Below are 20848 nucleotides of genomic sequence, written 5' to 3'. Positions count from 1 at the left end.
GCTCACATCCGCTCGGGAGCGGAGACGCCGAGCAGGTCGAGGCCGTTGCGGATGACCTGACCGGTGGCGTCGTTCAGCCAGAGCCGGGTGCGCTGCAGGTCGCCGATCGGCTCGTCGCCGAGCGGCAGCACCCGGCAGTTGTCGTACCAGCGGTGGTAGAGGCCCGCGAGCTCTTCGATGTAGCGGGCGACGCGGTGCGGCTCGAGCAGCTCGGCGGCCTGGGCCACGATACGGGGGAACTCCTGCAGCGCGCCGAGCAGCGCCGACTCGGTCTCGTGCTCGAGCAGCTCGGGGGCGAAGCTCGAGCGGTCGACGCCGACGGACGCCGCGTTGCGGTCGACGGCGGCGGTGCGCGCGTGCGCGTACTGCACGTAGAAGACGGGGTTGTCGTTGGTGCGGCGCTGCAGGATCTCGGGGTCGATCGCGATCGGCGAGTCGGCGGGATACCGCGCGAGCGTGTACCGCAGCGCGTCGGTGCCGAGCCAGGCCTGCAGGTCGTCGAGCTCGATGATGTTGCCGGCGCGCTTGGAGAGCTTGGCGCCGTTGATGCTCACGAGCTGGCCGATGAGCACCTCGATGTCGCGCTCGGGGTCGTCTCCGGCGGCGCCCGCGAGCGCCTTCAGCCGGTGCACGTACCCGTGGTGGTCGGCGCCGAGCAGGTAGATCTTGTGCGTGAACCCGCGGTCGCTCTTGTCGAGGTAGTACGCGGCGTCGGCGGCGAAGTACGTGTACTCGCCGTTGCTGCGACGGATCACGCGGTCCTTGTCGTCGCCGAAGTCGGTCGTGCGCACCCACACGGCGCCGTCGGCGTCGAACACGTGCCCCTGCGTGCGCAGCCGTTCGACCGCGGTGTCCACGTCGGAGAGGCCGTCGTCGCCGCGCTGCTGCAGGCGGCGTTCGCTCGTCCACACGTCGAAGTGCACGTTGAACCGCTCGAGCGATGCGCGGATCTCGGCGAGCTGCAGCTCGTACGCGATCTCTTTGGCGGTGTGCAGCGCCACCTCGTCGGGGAACTCCAGCAGGTGCGGCTCGCGCTCGAGCACGCGCTGCGCGAGGTCGGCGACGTACTGCCCCGGGTAGCCGTTCTCGGGCGTGGGCTCGCCCTTCGCGGCCGCGAGCACCGACGCCCCGAAGTTGTCCATCTGCGTGCCGGCGTCGTTGATGTAGTACTCGTTCGCGACCTCGGCGCCCGCCGCGCGGAGCACACGGCTCATGGCGTCGCCGAGCGCCGCCCACCGGGTGTGGCCGATGTGCAGCGGGCCGGTGGGGTTGGCCGACACGAACTCGAGGTTGATGTGCCGGCCCGCCTGGGTGGTGCCGTGGCCGTACGCGTCGCCCGCCTCGACGATGGTCTTCGCGAGCGCACCCGCGGCCGCGGCATCCAGCCGGATGTTGATGAAGCCGGGCCCGGCGACCTCGGCGCTCGCGACGCCCTCGACGGCGGCGAGGCCCTCGGCGAGCTCGCCCGCGAGCTCGCGCGGGTTCGTGCCGAACTGCTTCGCGATGCGCAGTGCGATGCTCGAGGCCCAGTCGCCGTGCTCGCGCAGCTTCGGGCGCTCGAGGACGATCTGGTCGGGTGCGAGCTCGAGCGAGACGGATGCCCCGGACGCGCGACGCCGCTCCGCCGAGGCGGTCACGAGGTCGAACAGGGCACGCGAGAGATCGGCTGGAGTCACTCCCCGATCCTACCCGGGCGTGCCGGTGCCCGGTGATGCCGGAGCCCGTTGGTAGGGTGCCTGCATGTTCCGCTCCGCCCGTCGCCGTCTCCGCCCGCCCCTGGTCGTCGCGGCGGCCGCCGGAGCCGCGATGCTGCTCGCCGGCTGCACGCCCGCGTCGCCGACGCCGACCGGCTCGGCGTCGGCCACGGAGCATCCGACCGAGACGACCCCCGCGACCGGGGACCCGACGCCGGGCGAGACGACCGCGCCCGAAGAGACCTCGCCGCCGTTCGCGATCGGGTGCGACGAGCTGCTCACCCCCGACCAGGTCTACGCGTTCAACCCGAACTTCGGCGCGGCGCCCGGCTACGAACCGGCGTCGGCGGGCATCCGCGCGGTGGTCGACGCCGGCGGCACCGCGTGCGGGTGGCTCAACCAGACCAGCGGCGAGCTCATCGAGGTCGCCGTGGCCACGCCGTCCGCCACCGCGATCGCCGCGGCGGCGAACGGCGCCGCGAGCCGACTGCAGGCGGTGCCCACGTACGGCACGCCGCCCGACGTGGAGGGGTACTTCGGCCGCTCGGGCCAGGCCGGCTCGGCGCAGGTGTTCTCGGGCCGGTACTGGGTCGTCGTCGAGTCGGACGCGCTGTTCGAACCCGGCGATGCGACCGCGCTCGTCGGCTCGGTGCTGGGCAATCTGCCGGCCGCCTGACGCGCACGGAGCACCGAGTCCGAAGTGATAGTGTCTCTAGCTGTGCGCCTCCGTAGCTCAGGGGATAGAGCGCCGGTTTCCGGTACCGTAGGTCGGGGGTTCGAATCCCTCCGGGGGCACGCTTCGACGCCGTAGGGCGTCGCGAACGGCTGGATCCGCGGCAACGCGGATCCAGCCGTTTTCCGTCGCACCGCCGCGACCCCAACCGAATCGGTGCGTCGGTCGTCTGAAGAGATGACGGCGCAGACGGCGCCGTCGCGGAGGAGGAACGTGAGCGGCACCTGGGACGCGATCGCGACGACGCTCGTCGCCGAACGCGGCGACGCGCTGAACCGGTACGCCTACCTGCTCACCGGCAGCGCCGACGACGCCGCCGACCTGGTGCAGGAGGCGCTCGTGCGCACCTTCGGACGACCGCGGATGTCGCTCACGCTGCCGCGCGCCGAGGCGTACGTGCGACGCGCGATCCTGAACCTGGTGATCGACCGCTCGCGGCGCGACGGCCGGTGGCGCGACGTGCGTCACCTGGTCGCCGAGCCCGACCGCGCCGATGCACCGGACCGGGCCGTCGACGACCGCATCGACGTCGCGGCGCGCGTGCGCGCGCTGTCGCCGCGGCAGGCGGCCTGCGTCGTGCTGCGCTACTACGACGACCTGCCGGTCGAGCAGATCGCGCGCACGCTCGGCATCAGCTCGGGCGCGGTGAAGCGGTACCTCAGCGACGCCCTGCGATCGCTCTCCGCCCAGTTCGACGCCGCCGACGGCGGCACGCCCACGGGAGGCGATCATGTCCGATCCTGACGACCGCATCGGCGAAGCCCTGCGGCACGACGCCGACCGCTCCGCGCCCCGGCCGATCGACCTGGACGCGGTGCTGGCCGGCAGCCGTGCGGCCAGGCGTCGCCGCCGCCGCACGATCGTGGGCGGCTCGGTCACGGCGGTCGCGTTGGTCGCGATCGTCGGCATCGCGATGGGCCCGCCGCTGGGCTTCGGCACGGCGAGCATCTCGGATGCCCCGGCGTCGGAGACCGCGACCGGCGAAGCGGCGACGGATGCCTCGGGCGACCGCGGCGACGATGCCGCCCCCGATGCGGTCGCCCCGCAGGACGGGCCCGAACCGGGCGACGTCGCGCTCGGCACCCTCGAGCAGGCGACCGCGTGCGGTCGTCCGGCGCCGCAGGCGGCGAGCGTCGACGGACTCGAGCTCGTCGTGACGTCGGCCGTGCTCGATGCCGAGGGCGTCGGCGAGGTCACCGCCGAGCTGTCCACCGCGCTGGGCGCCGCCCGCACGGTGCGGATCTCGGGCGCCCCGTCGGCGATGGTCGCCGCCGACGGGTCGGTCGTGTGGCTCGCCTCGGGCGCCGGGGTCGAGGAGGTCGTGCTCCGGCCCGGGTCGCCCGCCGTGATCTCGGTGCCGGTGCAGGCGGCCGACTGCACCGCCGGCGACGAACCGCTCGCACCCGGCGCGTACGACGTGGTCGTCGTGGTCGACGTCGCGATCGACGGGCGCGTGAATCCGGTGCGGCTCGTGTCCGCAGCGGTGCCGGTGGCCTGGGCGGGCAACTGAGCCGGGCGGGCGCCGGGGCGGGCGGGCACCGGGGCGGGCGGGCCCGGCGTGGACGAGGTGGCGGACTCCCCCTAGACTCGGCAGCATCCGGGCTGGAACGGGGGATGCGCTGGTGCTGACGGTTCGACACCGGATTCCGGTCGTGGTGGCACTCGTGCTCGGTGCCGTGCTCTGGGCCGGCACGCCGGCCGCCGCCGAGGATCCGGTCGATTTCGGGTCCTCCCCCGTCGTCGACACCGTCGGCGCGCTCGGCGACCGCGTCGACGAGGTCGAACAGGCCATCGACCAGGCGGCCGACCGCAGCGGGCGCCAGCTGTTCGTCGCGTACGTATCGGAGTTCACGAACCCCGAGCGGGCCGACCAGTGGGCCGCCGACACCGCGATCTCGAACAACATGGGCACCGAGGACTATCTGCTCGCCGTCGCCGTCGACGGTCGCGCGTACTTCCTCTCCCGAGACGACAACGCGTCGCTGTCCGCGGGCGAGATCGAGCGCATCAGCCAGGACGTGATCGAGCCGCACCTGCGCGACGAGGACTGGGCGGGCGCCGCGATCGCGGCGGCCGACGCGATCGGCGGAGGTGCCGGCGGCGGCTTCCCGTGGGGGCTCGTGTGGTTCCTGCTCATCGCCGCGGCGATCGTGGTCGTCGTGGTGATCGTGCTCGCGCGGCGGCGCAAGCGGGGCGGGTCCGGCGGCGGCGGTGCGGGCACCGGGGCTCCCCCGGTGTCGATCGAGGAACTGCGCCGGCAGGCCGGCAGCGCGCTCGTCGCCGTCGACGACGCGCTGCGCACCAGCGAGGACGAACTCGGTTTCGCGGTCGCCTCCTACGGCGACGAGGCCACCGAACCGTTCCGGGCCGCGCTCGCTGAGGCGAAGGCGAAGGTGGCCGAGGCCTTCACGCTCCAGCAGAAGCTCGACGACGCCGACCCCGACACCGACGAGCAGCGCCGCGAGTGGTACGGGCGCATCATCGCCCTCGCCGGCGAGGCCGATGCCCTGCTGGACGAGCAGGCCGACCGGTTCGACGACCTGCGCGGGCTCGAGCAGAACGCGCCGGCCGAGCTCGAGCGCGTGCGGGGGCTCGCCGCACAGCAGCAGGCCGCCCTTCCCGCGATCGGCGAGCGGCTGACCGCGCTCGGCGCCGTGTACGCGGCATCCGCCCTGTCCACCGTGGCCGACAACCCGGCCCAGGCGGCGGCGCGCGTGTCGTTCGCGCTCGCGGCCGTCGACCGCGCCGGGGCCTCGCTCGACGCGGGCGAGACGGGGCCGGCCGCGGTCGCGATCCGCGGCGCGGAGGAGGCGGTCGATCAGGCGAAGCTGCTCGCCGAGGCCGTCGACCGGCTCGGCGCCGACCTGGAGCAGGCCGACCAGGCGATCGCCGCAGGCGTCGCCGACCTCGACGCCGACGTGCGCACCGCCCGGTCGCTCGACGCGGCGAATCTCGGCTCGATCGCCGACGCGACGCAGGCCGAGGCATCCGCGCTCGGCGCCGCCCTGGCGCAGCCGGGCCGCGACCCGCTCGCGCTCGGCGCCCGCCTGAAGCAGGCGAACGACGCGATCGACCAGGCCATCGGCGCCGCCCGCGACGCCGCCGAGCGGGCCGCGCGCGCCGCCGCCGAACTCGACCGCGCCCTGCTCAGCGCCCGCAGCCAGGTCGATGCCGCCGAATCGTATCTGACCGCCCGTCGCGGCGCCGTCGGCCCCGAGGCGCGCACCCGACTCGCCGAAGCGGCGCGCCTGGCCGCACTGGCCGAGCAGCAGCGCGCGGCCGACCCCGCGGCGGCGCTCCAATCGGCGCGTCGGGCCGAGCAGCTGGCCGCCGAGGCGAGCCGGCTCGCCCAGCAGGACGTCGGCGGGTTCGACGCCGGCTTCGGCGGCGGCGCCCAGGGCCGCAGCAGCGGCGGCGGCGACATGCTCGGCGCGGTGCTCGGCGGCATCGTCATCAACTCGGTGCTCGGCGGCGGCGGGGGCGGATTCGGCGGCCTCGGCGGCGGCGGTTCGCGACGCAGCTCGGGGGGCGGCTTCGGCGGATTCGGCGGCGGCCGGTCCACCGGCGGCTTCGGCGGCGGCCGGTCCACCGGCAGCTTCGGCGGCAGCAGCACCCGCGGGCGGCGGAGCGGCGGCAGCGGCGGCAGGTTCTGACCGCCGCGCATCCACTCGAGCGACGGCACGACCCACGACGTCACGACTCACAGAACGACCAGCGAAGAAAGGGAACCACCATGGCAAAGCAGTCCATCTTCGGGCGCATCTCGCAGCTCGTGCGGGCGAACGTGAACGCGCTCATCGATCAGGCCGAGGATCCGCAGAAGATGCTCGACCAGATGGTGCGCGACTACACCAACTCGATCGCCGACGCCGAGGCCGCCATCGCCGAGACGATCGGCAACCTGCGGCTCCTCGAGGACGACCACCGCGAGGACGTCGACGCCGCCGCCGAGTGGGGGCAGAAGGCGGTCGCGGCCAGCCGGAAGGCCGACGAGCTGCGGGCCGCCGGCAACACGGTCGACGCCGACAAGTTCGACAACCTCGCCAAGGTCGCGCTCGGCCGTCAGATCGACGCCGAGCGTGAGGCGAAGGCGGCCGAGCCGCAGATCGCGTCGCAGACCGAGGTCGTCGACAAGCTGAAGGCCGGCCTCAACGGCATGAAGGAGAAGCTCGAGCAGCTGAAGAGCAAGCGCAGCGAGCTCATCGCGCGCGCGAAGACCGCGCAGGCGCAGCAGCAGGTGCACGACGCGGTGAAGTCGGTCGACATCCTCGACCCGACCAGCGAGATCAGCCGCTTCGAGGACAAGATCCGCCGCGAAGAGGCCAAGGCCCGCGGGCAGGCCGAGCTGGCGGCGTCGAGCCTCGATGCGCAGTTCAACGAGCTCGACGACCTCGGCGAGCTCACCGAGGTCGACGCGCGGCTCGCGGAGCTGAAGGCCGGCAACGCGGGCCAGTCCGCGATCGGCGGCTGATCCGCGGATGCCGGCGAGATTCATCGTCGTTCCGGTCTGGCAGGGCGGGGGTTCGGCGCGGGCGATGAGTCACGCCGACGGGGCGTCGGCCATCCAGGGCGACCTGCCCGCCTCGGCGACCATCGCGGTCGAGGTGCCCGTCGAGGCGGGCGAGGCGCTCGGCACCGGGGTGCGGCGGTACAGCTCGCTGCGGCGCGTCCGGGAGCGCACCGAGGCGGCGCTGGCCGGCGTCACCGGGCTGGCGATCACGATCGGCGGCGACTGCGCGGCGGCGGTCGCCGCCGTCGCGCACGCCGCACGATCGGGCGACGGCCCGCTCGCGGTGCTCTGGCTCGACGCGCACCCCGACCTGCACACCCCCGAGACCTCGCCGTCGGGCAACTTCGGCGGCATGGCGTTGCGCGCCGTCACGGGCGAGGGCGCCGATGGACTCGCGCTCGGCCCCGATGAGCGCGTGGAACCCGGGCGCATCGTGCTCGGCGGCGCCAGGTCGATCGACGACGAGGAACGGCGCTTCATCGACGAGCACGGCATCGCCGCGCTCACCGTCGGCCAGCTCGGCGACCCCGCCACGGTGATCGCCGCGCTCGAGGCGACCGGAGCGGCCCGGGTGTTCGTGCACGTCGACCTCGACGTGCTCGACCCCTCGGCCCTCGCCGGGCTGTCGTACCCCCTTCCCTTCGGCGTCGACACGCCCGAGCTCGTCGCGCTGCTGCGCGCGGTGACGGGGCGATTCCCGCTCGCGGGGGCCGCGATCGCCGGGTTCGCGCCGGGTTCGCCGGCCGCGGCGGGCGACGATCTGCCCGCGATCCTGCGCATCGTCGGTGCGCTCTCGTCGGCGCCGCAGGCGACGACGGGCTGAGTCGCCCCGGGGGCCGAAGACCAGGGCACTGGTCGTGCCCGCAAGGCCTGTCCCCCGTCGCAGCCGGTGCCTAGGCTGGCGACGGCGGCTGCGTGGGCGACTGTCGGGAAGGAACGGGTGATGGTGCGCGAGGTCGATGTCGTGGTGATCGGAGCCGGGCCGGTGGGCGAGAACGTCGCCGACCGGGCGAAGGCCGGCGGGCTCGACGTGGTGATCGTCGAGCGCGAACTCGTCGGCGGCGAGTGCTCGTACTGGGCGTGCGTGCCGTCGAAGACGCTGCTGCGCAGCGCCGCCGCACTGCGCGCCGCGCAACGGGTGCCGGGGGCCGCCGAGGCGGTGACCGGCGAGCTCGACGTCGCCGCGGTGCTCCGCCGACGCAACGAGTGGGTCTCCGACTGGAGCGATGCGGGCGGCGAGGAGTGGCTGCGCGGCGCGGGCATCGGGCTCGAGCGCGGGCACGCGCGGCTCGCGGGGCTCCGCCGTGTCGTGGTCGAGCACGCCGACGGGTCCACGACCGAGCTCGCCGCGCGGCACGCCGTGGTGATCGCGACCGGCACCGACGCCGCCGTTCCCGATCTGCCCGGGCTCGCGGACGCGCGGCCGTGGACGAGCCGTGAGGCCACCAGCGCCCAGACCGCTCCCGCCCGGCTCGCGATCATCGGCGGCGGAGTCGTCGCGGTCGAGATGGCGACCGCCTACGCGGGGTTCGGCTCCGAGGTGACGGTCCTCGCCCGCAGCAGCCTGCTCGGCGGTATGGAGCCGTTCGCCGGCGAGGCGGCGGCCGACGGATTGCGGGGGCTCGGAGCATCCGTGCATCTCGGCGCACGACTCGTCTCGGCGGCGCGCGACGACCGCGACCAGGTGGTGATCGAGGTCGAAGGCGGCGAGCCCGTCGTGGCCGACGAGGTGCTCGTCGCGACCGGCCGCGCACCGCGCACCGCGGACCTCGGCCTCGACACGGTCGGACTCGCGCCGGGCGACTGGATCGAGGTCGACGACACCCTGCTCGTCGCGGGCGAACCCGCAGGCGAGGCCGGCTGGCTGTACGCGGTCGGCGACGTGAACCGCCGCGCCCTGCTCACCCACCAGGGCAAGTACCAGGCCCGCGCCGCGGGCGACGTGATCGCGGCGCGCGCCGCGGGCGGCCTGGTCGACGACGCCGACTGGGGCGTGCACGTCGCCACCGCCGACCATGCCGCGGTGCCGCAGGTCGTGTTCGCCGAACCCGAGTGCGCGTCGGTCGGGCTCACCGAGGCCGCCGCCGAGCGGGCGGGGCGACGCACCCGGGTGCTCGACGTGCCGCTCGGCTCGGCGTCGGGCTCGGGCATCCACGGCGACGGCCCCGGCGGCCGAGCCCGCCTGGTCGTCGACCGTGATCGCGAGACGGTGATCGGCGCGACGTTCGTGGGACCGGATATCGCCGAACTGCTGCACGCCGCGACGATCGCGATCGTCGGCGAGGTGCCGATCCGTCGGCTCTGGCACGCGGTGCCCGCGTTCCCGACCGTGAGCGAGATCTGGTTGCGGCTGCTCGAAGCGCTCGGGCGACCGGATGCTCCGGGCGACCGGGGCGCTTCGGCCCCCGACGAGGGCGCGGCCGCATGAACCGCACCGTCCGCGTGCGACCGCTGGACTCGTGGATCAGCCGGGTCGGCTACTGGTGGGCGACCGCCGTCGGTTTCGTGTGGGGGTTCGTGTGGAGCACCGGTCGCATCGAGGTGCGCCACGGGCTCATCGTGTTCACGGGGATGCCGAAGTGGACGTTCGGTCGCGGCGGGGCGTGCGTGGGCCGCTGCTACCTCACCGACCGCAACACCGGCGAGCGGGTGCTCGGCCATGAGGCGGTGCACCGGCGCCAGTGGCAGCGGTACGGCATGCTCTTCCCGCTGCTGTACCTGGCCGCCGGACGCGACCCGTTGCGCAACCGGTTCGAGATCGAGGCCGGGCTCGAGGCCGGCGGCTACGTTCGGGCGGACGGGACCCCGAGGGTTCCCGCCCGCCCGCGACGCCGCTGACCGGAGCGGTGCGTCAGCCCGCGAGCACCGAGGCGATGTCCGCGACGAGCGTGGGCCACCCCGCCTGCCAGCCGAAGCTGAGCGCGGTCGGCGGCGAGACCGACGACACGGTGACCGGGTCGACGACCTGCACGACCTTGCCGGCCGCGACCGCGGGGATCGCCTGGAGCTCCGGCTTGGCGAGCGAGGCCGCCGCCGCGTCCTCGCTGGCGGCGAAGAGGATCACGAAGTCGGCGTCGAGCTGGTCGACCTGCTCGTAGCTGAGGTCGTAGTAGAAGCCGCCGTCGCTCGAGTCGAGCTCGGCGACGGACGGCGCGACCTCGAGTCCGAGGCCGGTGAGCACCGAGACCCGGGCATCGGCCTCGGTGTAGACGGAGACGACGCCGTCGCCGTCCCAGATGCTGACGAAGGTCGCGCCCTCGAACTCGGGGTGGGCGGCCGCGTCGTCGGCGATGCCCTGTTCGATGTCGCGCAGCACCTGGTCGCCCGCGGCCGAGCGGCCGAGCGAGTTCGCCGTGATCGAGATGGTGTCCTGCCAGCTCGTCGTCCATGGCGCGTCGGGGTACGCGACCACGGGGGCGATGTCGCTCAGCAGGTCGTACTGCTCTTCGGTGAGGCCCGAATACGGCGCGACGATCAGGTCGGGGTCGGCCGCGACGAACTCCTCGTAGGGCATGGTCGCGCCGCCGTCGGCGTCGGTGAGCACGGCGGGCTTCGGGATGCCGGCCTCGTCGTAGGCCTCTTCGACCCAGGGCAGCAGGTTGCCCTCGCCGACCGTCCAGCTCTGCTCGGCGACGGCGACCGGGTAGACGCCGACCGAGATGGCCGCTTCGGTCGATCCCCAGCCCCACGTGGCGACCCGCTCGGGCGCTTCGGCGACCTCGGTCTCGCCGAACGCGTGCTCGATCACCAGCGGGAACTCGTCGGTCGCCTCGGTGGTGGTGAACCCGCCCGACTCGGGCGCGGCTGCGTCGTCGCCCGAGGCGGTGCCGGCGCACGCGGTGAGCAGGGTCGCGGCGGCGGCGAGGCCGGCGATGGCGGTCAGGGATCGGCGAAGACGCACGGATGCTCCTTGTTCGAAGAGTTGGGATTGAGGAAAGCCTAACCTAACTCATCGCATCAGTGCAGCGCGGCGATCGGCCCGACCGGCACCACGCCCGGTCACGCGCCGTCGTACCGCTGCTGGTTCGCGGTCACGGCGTCACGATTGGCTTCGGCCCAGCGCTTCAACTCTCGCACGGTGCGGTGCAGGGAGAGCCCGAGATCGGTGAGCTCGTAGCTGACCGTGACCGGAACCGTCGGCGTCACGGTTCGGGTCACGAGCCCGTCGCGCTCGAGGGATCGGAGCGTCTGGGAGAGCATCTTCGGGCTGACGCCGGCCAAGATGCGGGCGAGTTCGGAGTTGCGCAGAGGACGCGGCTCGCCGTCGCAGTCGGGGCCGCTGCCGAGGGCGGAGAGCACGAGCGCGACCCATTTGCCGGAGATGCGGGCGAGGAGCCGCTGGCTCGGGCACGCGGCCAGGAACGCGTTGTACTGCGTCTTGGCGTGCGCGCGTCGGTCGGCGGCGGTGGTCGTGGTCACAGAGCGCTCCTCGAATCGAGAGTTAGGCACCTTCAGGTAACTCCTTCCGAAAGGGTAGCGGCGAGCCCAGAGTGGAGGTCATCCGATTCCGTTCCCCTCACGAAAGGCTTCAGATGAGCTCGACCCTCGTCCTCCCCGGCGGCACCTGGACCCTCGGCGACCGGACCGTGACCCGCTTCGGTTACGGCGCCATGCAGCTCGCCGGCCCCTGGGTGATGGGACCGCCGAAAGACCGCGACGAAGCGCTGGCGGTCCTGCGCGAAGCGGCGAACAGCGGCATCACCCATATCGACACCGCCGAGACGTACGGACCTCGCGTCGTCAACGACCTCATCCGCGAAGCGCTCCACCCCTACGCAGCCGATCTCCTCATCGCGACGAAGGTCGGCGGCCGTCGTGACGCACAGGGAGGATGGCCGGCCGCACGCACGCCCGACGAGTTGCGCCGGCAGATCGACGACAACCTCGAAACCCTCGGCCTGGACGCGCTCGACCTGGTGCACCTGCGCCTGGGCGACGCGAGCGGCACCGTGCCGGAGGACATCGAGGAAGCCTTCGGCACCCTCGTCGACCTGCAGCGACAGGGAGTCATCCGTCATCTCGGCGTCAGCAACGCCACCGCGGAACAGGTCGCTCAGGCGCAGTCGATCGCGCAGATCGTCTCGGTGCAGAACCGGTACAACCTCGCCAACCGGGGTGACGACGACCTGATCGACCGCCTCGCTGCGAAGGGGATCGCGTACATCCCGTTCTTCCCGCTGGGCGGCTTCAGCCCGCTGCAGTCCGACGCGCTCAGCGGTGTGGCGACGCGGCTCGGATCCACGCCGCTGTCGGTGGCGCTGGCCTGGCTGCTGCACCGCTCCCCCAACATCCTCCTCATCCCCGGCACGTCGTCGACCGCGCACCTGCGCGAGAACATCGCCGGCTCCCGGCTCACCCTCGTCGAAGAGGATCTGCGCGAGCTCGACGGCATCGCCGGCTGAGCCCCGGTCGAGCGGATCCGGTGGGCGAGGTTCACGCGGGAACGCCGCGTTGCGCGGCGATCGGCCCGACCGGCACCACGAGCGGCGACCCGCTCACCGGGTCCACGACGATCTGCGCCTCGAGGCCGAACGCGTCGGCGACCGTACGGTCGGTGATGACCTCGGCAGGCGCCCCCTCGGCGACCACGCGCCCCTCGCACATGACGACCATGCGGTCGGCGTAGCGGGCGGCGAGGTTGAGCTCGTGCAGCACCATCACGACCGTCGTGCCGCGCTCGCGGTTCAGCGTGCGCAGCAGGTCGAGCAGTTCGATCTGGTGCGTGAGGTCGAGGTAGGTGGTCGGCTCGTCCAGCAGCACGATGTCGGTCTGCTGCGCGAGCACCATCGCGATCCAGACCCGCTGCCGCTGGCCGCCCGAGAGCTCCTCGAGCCTGCGGTCGGCGAGGTCGGCGATCCCGGTCGCGGCGAGCGCCTCGGCGACCACCGCGTCGTCGTCGCTCGAGTGCCGGCCGAACCAGCCCTGGTGCGGGAACCGACCGCGGGCGACGAGTTCGGCGACCCGCACACCGTCGGGGGCGACCGAGGTCTGCGGCAGCACGCCGACGAGCTTCGCGAAGCGTCGCCGGCCGAGCGACCGCGCATCGGCGCCGCCGACCGTGACCCGCCCGGCCTCGAGCGGGTGCAGCCCGGCGAGCCCGCGCAGCAGGGTCGACTTGCCGCACGCGTTCGGTCCGACGATGACGGTGACCCGGCCCTCGGGGATCTCGAGGTCGAGCCCCTCGATCACCCGGCGCCCGTCGTACCCGATCGAGACGGCGTGCGCGCGCAGGGTGCGGTCGCCGTCAGAGGCGGGCGCGGATGACTCGGCGTTCGCGTTCATGCGCGTCGCCTCCTCTCGGTGGTGGCCAGCAGCCACAGCAGGTAGGGGGCACCGATCACGCCCGTGACGATGCCGACGGGGGCCACGATGCCGGGCAGGGCGTACTGGCCGATCACGTCGGCGGTCAGCGTGAGCGCGGCACCGGTCGCCGCGGACGCCGCGAGCGCGGCGCCCCCGCCGGTGAGGGCGCGGGCGATCGCCGGGGCGACGAGGGCCACGAACGCGATCGGGCCCGCGGCAGCGGTCGCGAGCGCGACCAGTGCGACCGCGACCAGCAGCAGCACGATGCGGGTGCGGTCGGCGGCGACGCCGAGCCCGCGCGCATGATCGTCGCCGAGTGCGAGCACCCCCAGCCGGCGGGCGAGCGCCGCCACCACGATGCATCCGACCGCGACCGCGGCCGCCAGCCATCCGAGCTCGTCGCCGCGCACGTCCGCGACGCTGCCGACCGTCCACGCGAGCGCGGACTGCGCCTGGCGCACCTCGGCGCGGGTGAGCAGCCACGCGACGAGCGACCCGGTGACGTACGCGAAGCCCACGCCGACCAGCACGAAGCGGATGCCGTGCAGCCCCTGACGCCAGGCGAGCGCCCAGATGGCGACCGCGACGGCGAGCGCCGCGACGAACGCGATGCCCGACACCGCGGCCCCGCCGAGGCCGAGGACGAGCAGCGCCCACACGGCGCCGAGACTCGCGCCGCCCGAGATGCCGAGGATGTCGGGGCTCGCGAGCGGGTTGCGCAGCACCGCCTGGAAGACCGCGCCCGCCAGGGCGAACGCCACACCGCACACGATCGCGGCGAGGATGCGCGGCACCCGCAGCCGCATCACGACGAACCGGTCGCCCTCGTCGCCGAGCCCGATGAGGGCGAGGAAGACCCGGTCCGCCGAGACGTCGGCCGCGCCGAGCACGAGGGCGATCGCGCCGACCGCGAGCAGCAGCGCGAGGCATCCGGCGAGCACCCAGGAGACCCGCCGGCGCCGGGCGCGACGCACCGCGGCGATCGTCGCGAGCGTCTCGGACGCCCCGGGCCGGGCCGCATCGGAGATCGCGCCGGGTGCGCCTCCCGACGGCCGCGTCGAACGCGGCGCAGGAGCGATCGGTGCCGTCATCTCACACCCCCACCACGCTGCGGCTGCGGGCGACCGCGATGAGCACGGGGGCGCCGATCACCGCGGCCACCACACCGGCCTCGAGCTCGCCCGGCGCACCGACGAGGCGGCCGACGACGTCGGCGATGAGCAGCATCGCAGGCCCGAGCACGATCGAGCAGGCGATCACCCAGCGGGCATCCGACCCGACGAGCCGACGGGCGGCGTGCGGCACGACGAGCCCCACCAGTGCGATCGGGCCGGCCAGGGCGGCCCCGGTGCCGGCCAGCACGACGATCGCGACCGCGGCGACGGCCCGCGTCGTGCCGACCCGCTGCCCCAGCCCGCGCGCGACGTCGTCGCCCAGCGCGAGCCCGTTGATGCGGTGCGCGAGCGCGATCGCCAGCACCGCACCGACCACGACGAACGGCCACAGCACCGCGGCCGTCGACAGGCCCCGCCCGGTGAGCGAGCCCACGACCCAGAACCGGTACTGGTCGAACGTCTCGATGTCGCCGAGCAGCACGAGCGTCGTGAGCGGGGTGATGAGCGCGGTCATCGCCGCACCGACCAGCGCGAGCCGGTCGGGGCGGGCGGCGCCGATCGCGAACACGGCGGCGGCCGCCGCCGCGGCACCCGCGAACGCGAACCACACGTACGCGGCCGGCTCGGTGAGCCCCAGCAGCTGGATCGCGAGCACCACGGCGAACGCGGCGCCCGAGTTGATGCCGAGCAGACCGGGGTCGGCGATCGGATTGCGGGTCACGCCCTGGATGAGGGCCCCGGCGAGCGCGAACGCGACGCCCGCGAGCAGGCCGATGACGGTGCGCGGCACGCGGAGCTCGAGCACGATCTCGTGCGCCCGATCGCCCTCGACGGGGGCGACCAACGCCTGCCAGACCGCGCCCGGGTCGATCGCGCGCACGCCGAACGCGAGGCTCGCCCACACGGCGGCCACGAGCACGACGAGCGACAGCGCCACCGCGAGCAGTCGCCGCGCCGCGCGGGGGGTCCGGCGGGCGCGACCCGGCGCCGCTGCGGCGCCCGGCGCGGAGACGGGATCGAGGGTGCGGGACATCCGCTCAGTCGAGCTCGGAGCGCCCGAGCCGCCAGTAGCCCATGAACGCGACGCGGCGGCGGTCGAGGCCCGCCTCGGAGACCAGGTAGCGGCGGATCGATTTCACGACGGATGCCTCGCCGGCGACCCAGGCGTAGACGCCGCCGTCGAGGCTGCGCCCCTCGGGCACGTCCCACAGCAGTTCGGCGTCGACGTCGACGTCGTCGAGGTCGACGACCTCGCCGGGTGCGCTCATGATGCGGGCCGCGCCGTCGCGCACCGCCGGCACGAGCCGGTCGCCGTGGGCCGCGTGCTCGCCGCGCGGCAGCCAGCGCACCGAGACGCCGTCGGGTGCGTCGACGTCGAGCACGTCGCCCTCGCTCGGCACCTCGATGAACGCGCAGCCGCGCGCGTCGCGCGGCAGAGCTTCGAGGATCGCGCAGATCGCGGGCGCGGCGGTCTCGTCGCCGGCCATCAGCACGGTCTCGACCTCGCCGGGCCGCCAGTCGATGCCGAGCGCGCGGCCCGTCGAACGCTCGTCGGGGCCGATCAGCACCGCCTCGTCGCCGGGCTGCGCCCGGGAGACCCACCGCGACGCCGGGCCGGTCTCGCCGTGCAGCACGAAGTCGACGTCGACCTCGCGCTCGGCGGGCCGTACCGCGCGCACCGTGTAGGTGCGGAACGTGTTGCGCCGCGCCTCGGGCAGTTCGCGCCAGCGCGTGTACCAGTCGTCGCCGGTCGGGAACGACGCGAACCCGTCGCCGGTGGCGACCAGGTCGTCGGGCAGCGGCAGCACGACTTTCACCCGCTGGTCGAGCCCCGCGGTGCCGAAGAGCCCGAGTTCGTCGCCCGTGAACGTGACGCGGACGAAGCTCGGCGCGATGCGCTCGGCACGTCGCACGGCGACGCGGTACGAGCGGTAGGCGGGACGAACCTCGGTGCCGACGGCGAGTGAGGTGAGCATTACCTAAGTGTCGCACACGCGGTGCGTGGGTCGCATCGTCGTTCGCCGCCGACGCGCACGGGCGGGCGCCGCCCGCTCACCGCAGGAGCCGACGCCGCCGCTCACCGCATGAGCCGACGCCGCCCGCTCACCACACGGGCGGGCGCCGCCCGGCGAGCCGCGCCACCCGCTCGAGCTGCGCGGCGAGCGCGAAGAGGGTCGCCTCGCCGCCCGGGCGCCCGATGAGCTGCACCGACATCGGGAACCCCGTCGCGGTCGTGTGCACCGGCAGCGAGATCGCCGGCAGCCCGGCGACGTTCACGAACGAGGTGAACGGCGTGAACTGCACCTGCTGGGCGAAGTTGCGCTCGCCGTCGGCCGCGTCGTACCAGCCGACCGGCCGCGGGGTGAGCGCGAGCGCCGGCGTGAGCACCGCGTCGTACGCCGCGAACCGGCCGATGGTGCGGCGCTCGAACCCCGCGAGCCAGGCGAGCGCGTCGGCGAGATCGCGGGCGCCGAGCGCGCGGCCCCGATCGACGAGCCAGGCGGTGAGCGGTTCGACGAGCCCCAGCGCCTCGCCCTCGAGCGGGATCGTCGCCGCCGACGCCTGCCAGATCGTGCGGAACGCCGCGGGGTACCCGGGCTCGGGCGCGCGCACGAGCTCGTCGACGCCGTGCCCGAGCCGGTCGAGCAGGGTGACCGCGTGCGCGAGCGCGTCGCGCGACTCGGGGGCGATCTCGATGTCGTAGGCGTCGTCCCAGGGTGAGTCGGTCAGGACCCCGATCTGGAATCGCCCCTCCCCGCACAGCGCGTCGCCGAGGTACGGCCCGTCGCTGCCGGGCGCCCGCACCGCGAATCGGTGCTGGACGGGGTATCCGGCCGGCGCCATCACGCCGTCGAGCAGCAGGGCCGCGTCGGCGACCGTGCGGGCGAGCGGCCCGACGACGCTGAGGCCCGCCAGCCCGCCCAGCCCCGAGCCCGACGGGACGCGACCGCGCGACGGCTTCACCCCGACCAGGCCGCAGGATGCGGCCGGGATGCGCACCGACCCGCCGCCGTCGGAGCCGGTCGCGAACGGCAGCAGGCCCGCCGCGACGGCGGCGGCCGCTCCCCCGCTCGACCCGCCGGCGCCGAGCCGCGCATCCCACGGCGAGCGCGCCGGCGGCGCGCCGACGGGCTCGGTGTACGAGGGCAGGCCGAACTCGGGGGTGGCGGTCTTGCCGAGGCTCACCGCGCCCGCGCGATCGAGATCGAGCACGAGGTCGTCGGACTCGTCGGGCACGTGGTCGGCGAACGCCCGCGACCCGAACCGGGTCGGCACGCCCGCGCGCGAGTGCAGGTCCTTGTCGGCGAGCGGCATGCCCCACAGCGGCGCGGCCTTCGGCACCTCGCGTTCGACGTGGCGGGCGCGCTCGAGCGCCCGCTCGGGGGTGATCTCGGCGAACGCGCCGACGTCGTCACCGAGCCGGTCGATGCGCTCCAGGAACCATTCGGCGACCTCGGTCGGCGACAGCCGGCCGCGCTGCAGCGCGGTGTGCAGGTCGAGCGCGGTCCGCTCGTGCGGCGCGGCGGCGCCGGGTGCGCCGGGCGCAGCGCCGGCGCCGGCCGCGGCGCCGGTCGCACCGCGCACGTCGTCGCTCACTTCAGCGACCGCTGCATGAGCACCGTGCCGAGCCACCGGTCGAACTTGAAGCCGACCTTGCCCATGCGGCCGATCTCGGTGAACCCGAACTTCTCGTGCAGCCCGATGGACGCCTCGGCGCCCTGGTCGGCGATGACGGCGATCATCTCCTTCAGCCCGGCGGCCTTCGATCGGGCGATGAGCTCGGCGAGCAGCGCCTTCCCGAGTCCCTTGCCCGAGGCCGCGGGGCCGAGGTAGATCGAGTTCTCGACGGTGAACCGGTAGGCGCGCTTCTGCTTCCACGGCTGCACGAGCGCGTAGCCGAGCAGCTGCCCGGTGGGCGACTCGGCGACGAGGAACGGCATGCCGAGCTTGTGCAGGTACGCGAATTTCTGCTTCCACTCGCGCAGGGTCATCGCGTCCTCGTCGAAGGTGACGGTGGAGTTGGCGACGTAGTAGTTGTAGATCTCCCGCACGCTCGGCAGGTCGGCGGCGACGGCGTCGCGGATCGCGAACGCGAACGGCCGTTCGGCCGGCTCGGGCGCGCGCAGGTGGGGCGGCAGCACCCGGCGCTCCTGGTATTCCTCCTCGAGCATGGCGCCCACCCTACTCCGGACGGCCGGCCCGGCAGGCGGCCGGGCCGGCGGGGGCGATCGGATGCTCCGCGGTCACGGTTCCAGGCTCCAGTCCACGGGTCGCCCGCCGCGCTGGGCGAGCAGCGCGTTGGCGCGGCTGAACGGCCGGGATCCGAAGAAGCCGCGCGAGGCCGACAGCGGGCTGGGGTGCACCGACTCGATCGCGGGCGTGCCGTCGAGCAGCGGCTTCAGCGACTGCGCGTCGCGCCCCCAGAGGATCGCGACCATCGGCGTGCCTCGCGCGACGAGGGCGCGGATCGCGTGGTCGGTCACGGCCTCCCATCCGGCGCCGCGGTGCGAGGCGGGCGCACCCGGCCGCACGGTGAGCACGCGGTTCAGCAGCATGACGCCGTTGCGGGTCCAGGCCGACAGGTCGCCGTGCGCGGGCGGGTGCACGCCGAGGTCGTCGGCGAGTTCGCGATAGATGTTCTGCAGGCTCCGCGGGATCGGGCGCACGTGCTGCTCCACCGCGAAGGACAGGCCGATCGGATGCCCCGGGGTGGGGTACGGGTCCTGGCCGACGATGAGCACCCGCACGTCGGAGAACGGCGCCGCGAACGCACGCAGCACGTGGTCGCCCGCGGGCAGGTACCCGCGGCCGGCGGCCGTCTCGGCGCGCAGGAAGTCGCCCATCCGGGCGATGTCGCCCGCGACCGGAGCGAGGGCGTCGGCCCAGCCGGGATCCATGAGCCCGGCCTCGGCGAGCTCGGGCAGCGTCTTCGGCACGCCTCAGGCTCCCATCGTCGCGACGACCACGCCCTGCTCGCCGGGCAGCACCCGCCAGACGCTCCCGGCCCCGACGACCCGCAGCCCGCCGTCGCCGACGACGAGCGCGGTGTCCTCGTCGATGCCGAGCCCGCCCTCCACGAGCCCGGCCTCGACCGCGGCGACGAGGCGCGAGAGCGCGCCCCACTGGGCGACGTGCACCTCGATCGCGACGTCGACGAGCCCGATGCCGGGCGCGATCGTGACCTCGTCGAGTTCCTGATCGCCCGGCTCGGGCGAGACGACGACCCCGCCGATCCGGCGCCCGCCGATGATCGCACGCTCGGCGGCGATCATCGCACCCGCCGAGAAGCCCAGGTACGGCACGCCGGCGGCGACCTGGCGGCGCAGCTCGCCGAACACCGGCTCGACCGCCGCACGATAGCTCGGCGCATGCCCGCCGCCGACCACGACGCCGTCCACGTCGGCGAGCGCTGCGGCCGACACCGCCGCCTCGGCGGCCAGGACGACGGTGGTGCGCGCCTCCACCGGCCCCGCGCCCTCCAGCAGGGCGACGATCTTCACCGCCTGCGCGGCCGGGTCGCCGCTGCGCGCGGTGATCACCGCGATCCGCGGCACCTCGCGCCCGGCCCGGGCGGCGTGCGCCGCCGCCTCGTCGCGGAATCCGGCCCAGATCGGCGCCGTCGCATCCGTCGGTTCGAACGTCCCGCCGCCGACCAGATGCACGCTCATGCCCGACCCGCCGATCGCACGGTGAGCGGGCCCTTGGCCACCAGGTGCGGCGCCGACTGCGCGACCGGCTTCACGACGATCAGGTCGAGGTCGACGTGCCGGGGCTTCGTCGCAGCATCCACGATGATCTCGGCGATGTCCTCAGCGACCAGCGGCTCGGGGACATCCGAATAGACCGCGTCCGCCCGCTCGCGGTCGCCGCCGAACCGCACCAGCGCGAACTCGTCGGTCTTGACCATGCCCGGCGCGACCTCGATCACCCGGATCGGCTCGCCGTTCAGCTCGAGCCGCAGCACCGCGGTGAGGGCGTGCTCGGCGAACTTCGCCGCGTTGTAGCCGCCGCCGCCCACGTATGCGACGTGCCCCGCGATCGAGGTGAGGTTCACGATGTCGGCGACGCCGCGCTCGACCGCGCCCTCGCGCAGCAACGGCAGCAGCGCGCCGATGACCCGCTTCGTGCCGAGCACGTTCACCTCGAACATCCACCGCCAGTCCTCGGGGTCGGACGCCTCGACGCTGTCGAGACCCTTCGCCCCGCCCGCATTGTTCACCAGCGCATGGATCGGGCCGATCTCGCGCAGCCGGTCGCGCAGCGCGTCGACGTCGCCCTGGTCGGTGACGTCGGCGACCACGACGGATGCCCCGGTCTCGGCCGCGAGCACCCGCAGGCGCTCCTCGCGGCGGGCGACCGCCACCACCTCCCATCCGGCTGCGCGGAAGGCGCGCACCGTGGCGGCCCCGATCCCCGAACTGGCTCCCGTCACCACGGCTCGCAACTGCGTCATGCGCCCATTCTGCCGCGCACGGTGGGGATCGCGCGTCCC

General features: G+C 74.3%; 21 protein-coding genes and 1 tRNA gene. 10 read left to right on the top strand and 12 right to left on the bottom strand.

Features of this window, described 5'->3' with window-relative positions; genetic code table 11:
* Positions 1–2 precede the first annotated feature (2 nt).
* Entirely contained in the window at positions 3–1676 is a 1674-nt protein-coding gene (gene argS / locus MTO99_RS01990) for an arginine--tRNA ligase (protein WP_243556507.1), read from the bottom strand.
* A 64-nt stretch (positions 1677–1740) separates the two neighbouring features.
* Between argS and MTO99_RS01985 the strand changes: the two genes are divergently transcribed.
* The 9 genes from MTO99_RS01985 (at position 1741) to MTO99_RS01945 (ending at position 9775) form a co-directional block, all read left to right on the top strand.
* Positions 1741–2370 carry an iron ABC transporter ATP-binding protein gene (locus MTO99_RS01985; protein ID WP_243556505.1) on the top strand — a complete coding sequence of 210 codons (630 nt, stop codon included), beginning with the start codon at positions 1741–1743 and terminating at the stop codon, positions 2368–2370.
* 46 nt (positions 2371–2416) lie between these two features.
* A tRNA-Arg gene (locus tag MTO99_RS01980) sits at positions 2417–2489 on the top strand.
* Between the two features lie 151 nt (positions 2490–2640).
* Positions 2641–3171, top strand: coding sequence for a SigE family RNA polymerase sigma factor (locus tag MTO99_RS01975; RefSeq protein WP_243556504.1), 531 nt, complete (start codon positions 2641–2643; stop codon positions 3169–3171).
* Positions 3158–3937, top strand: coding sequence for a hypothetical protein (locus tag MTO99_RS01970; RefSeq protein ID WP_243556503.1), 780 nt, complete (start codon positions 3158–3160; stop codon positions 3935–3937). Before MTO99_RS01975 ends, MTO99_RS01970 begins: the two co-directional genes overlap by 14 nt.
* Positions 3938–4049: 112 nt before the next feature.
* On the top strand, positions 4050–6080 hold the full coding sequence (locus MTO99_RS19070) for a TPM domain-containing protein (protein ID WP_290428395.1): 2031 nt from the start codon (positions 4050–4052) through the stop codon (positions 6078–6080).
* An 80-nt stretch (positions 6081–6160) separates the two neighbouring features.
* Positions 6161–6898, top strand: coding sequence for a PspA/IM30 family protein (locus MTO99_RS01960; RefSeq protein WP_243556502.1), 738 nt, complete (start codon positions 6161–6163; stop codon positions 6896–6898).
* 7 nt (positions 6899–6905) lie between these two features.
* Positions 6906–7760 carry an arginase family protein gene (locus MTO99_RS01955; RefSeq protein WP_243556501.1) on the top strand — a complete coding sequence of 285 codons (855 nt, stop codon included), beginning with the start codon at positions 6906–6908 and terminating at the stop codon, positions 7758–7760.
* A 120-nt stretch (positions 7761–7880) separates the two neighbouring features.
* Complete coding sequence (locus MTO99_RS01950) at positions 7881–9365, top strand: dihydrolipoyl dehydrogenase family protein (protein ID WP_243556500.1); 1485 nt, start codon at positions 7881–7883, stop codon at positions 9363–9365.
* Complete coding sequence (locus MTO99_RS01945) at positions 9362–9775, top strand: Fe-S oxidoreductase (RefSeq protein ID WP_243556498.1); 414 nt, start codon at positions 9362–9364, stop codon at positions 9773–9775. The genes MTO99_RS01950 and MTO99_RS01945 overlap by 4 nt, the downstream gene beginning before the upstream one ends.
* A 13-nt stretch (positions 9776–9788) precedes the next feature.
* Here MTO99_RS01945 and MTO99_RS01940 read toward each other — a convergent pair whose 3' ends face one another.
* Both MTO99_RS01940 and MTO99_RS01935 read right to left on the bottom strand, forming a co-directional pair.
* Entirely contained in the window at positions 9789–10838 is a 1050-nt protein-coding gene (locus MTO99_RS01940; protein ID WP_243556496.1) for an ABC transporter substrate-binding protein, read from the bottom strand.
* A gap of 98 nt (positions 10839–10936) precedes the next feature.
* Positions 10937–11356 (bottom strand): winged helix-turn-helix transcriptional regulator, encoded by a 420-nt coding sequence (locus tag MTO99_RS01935; RefSeq protein WP_243556494.1) that lies wholly within the window; start codon positions 11354–11356, stop codon positions 10937–10939.
* Between the two features lie 113 nt (positions 11357–11469).
* Between MTO99_RS01935 and MTO99_RS01930 the strand changes: the two genes are divergently transcribed.
* Complete coding sequence (locus MTO99_RS01930) at positions 11470–12339, top strand: oxidoreductase (protein ID WP_243556492.1); 870 nt, start codon at positions 11470–11472, stop codon at positions 12337–12339.
* Positions 12340–12370: 31 nt separating this feature from the next.
* Here the strand turns inward: MTO99_RS01930 and MTO99_RS01925 are convergent, their stop codons facing one another.
* The 9 genes from MTO99_RS01925 to MTO99_RS01885 form a co-directional block, all read right to left on the bottom strand.
* The gene (locus MTO99_RS01925; RefSeq protein ID WP_243556490.1) at positions 12371–13219 is read right to left on the bottom strand and encodes an ABC transporter ATP-binding protein; all 849 of its coding nucleotides are present in this window, start codon (positions 13217–13219) and stop codon (positions 12371–12373) included.
* Positions 13216–14331: a FecCD family ABC transporter permease gene (locus MTO99_RS01920; RefSeq protein ID WP_243556488.1), complete on the bottom strand. Its 1116-nt coding sequence runs from the start codon at positions 14329–14331 to the stop codon at positions 13216–13218. Before MTO99_RS01920 ends, MTO99_RS01925 begins: the two co-directional genes overlap by 4 nt.
* A gap of 1 nt (position 14332) precedes the next feature.
* Positions 14333–15388 carry a FecCD family ABC transporter permease gene (locus tag MTO99_RS01915; protein WP_243556487.1) on the bottom strand — a complete coding sequence of 352 codons (1056 nt, stop codon included), beginning with the start codon at positions 15386–15388 and terminating at the stop codon, positions 14333–14335.
* Between the two features lie 4 nt (positions 15389–15392).
* Positions 15393–16331 (bottom strand): siderophore-interacting protein, encoded by a 939-nt coding sequence (locus MTO99_RS01910; RefSeq protein WP_243556486.1) that lies wholly within the window; start codon positions 16329–16331, stop codon positions 15393–15395.
* A gap of 127 nt (positions 16332–16458) precedes the next feature.
* Positions 16459–17850 carry an amidase gene (locus tag MTO99_RS01905; protein WP_243558889.1) on the bottom strand — a complete coding sequence of 464 codons (1392 nt, stop codon included), beginning with the start codon at positions 17848–17850 and terminating at the stop codon, positions 16459–16461.
* A gap of 98 nt (positions 17851–17948) precedes the next feature.
* Positions 17949–18527: a GNAT family N-acetyltransferase gene (locus MTO99_RS01900; protein ID WP_243556485.1), complete on the bottom strand. Its 579-nt coding sequence runs from the start codon at positions 18525–18527 to the stop codon at positions 17949–17951.
* Positions 18528–18599: 72 nt separating this feature from the next.
* Complete coding sequence (locus MTO99_RS01895; protein ID WP_243556484.1) at positions 18600–19292, bottom strand: uracil-DNA glycosylase; 693 nt, start codon at positions 19290–19292, stop codon at positions 18600–18602.
* 3 nt (positions 19293–19295) lie between these two features.
* Entirely contained in the window at positions 19296–20024 is a 729-nt protein-coding gene (locus MTO99_RS01890; protein ID WP_243556483.1) for a Type 1 glutamine amidotransferase-like domain-containing protein, read from the bottom strand.
* Entirely contained in the window at positions 20021–20809 is a 789-nt protein-coding gene (locus MTO99_RS01885) for an SDR family NAD(P)-dependent oxidoreductase (protein ID WP_243556481.1), read from the bottom strand. The genes MTO99_RS01890 and MTO99_RS01885 overlap by 4 nt, the downstream gene beginning before the upstream one ends.
* Positions 20810–20848: the final 39 nt, after the last annotated feature.

This window comes from Agromyces larvae, assembly GCF_022811705.1.
GTDB classification, from domain to species: domain Bacteria; phylum Actinomycetota; class Actinomycetes; order Actinomycetales; family Microbacteriaceae; genus Agromyces; species Agromyces larvae.
The sequence above is the reverse complement of the archived record's forward strand: the minus strand, read 5'-3'. Positions and strand labels throughout refer to the sequence as shown.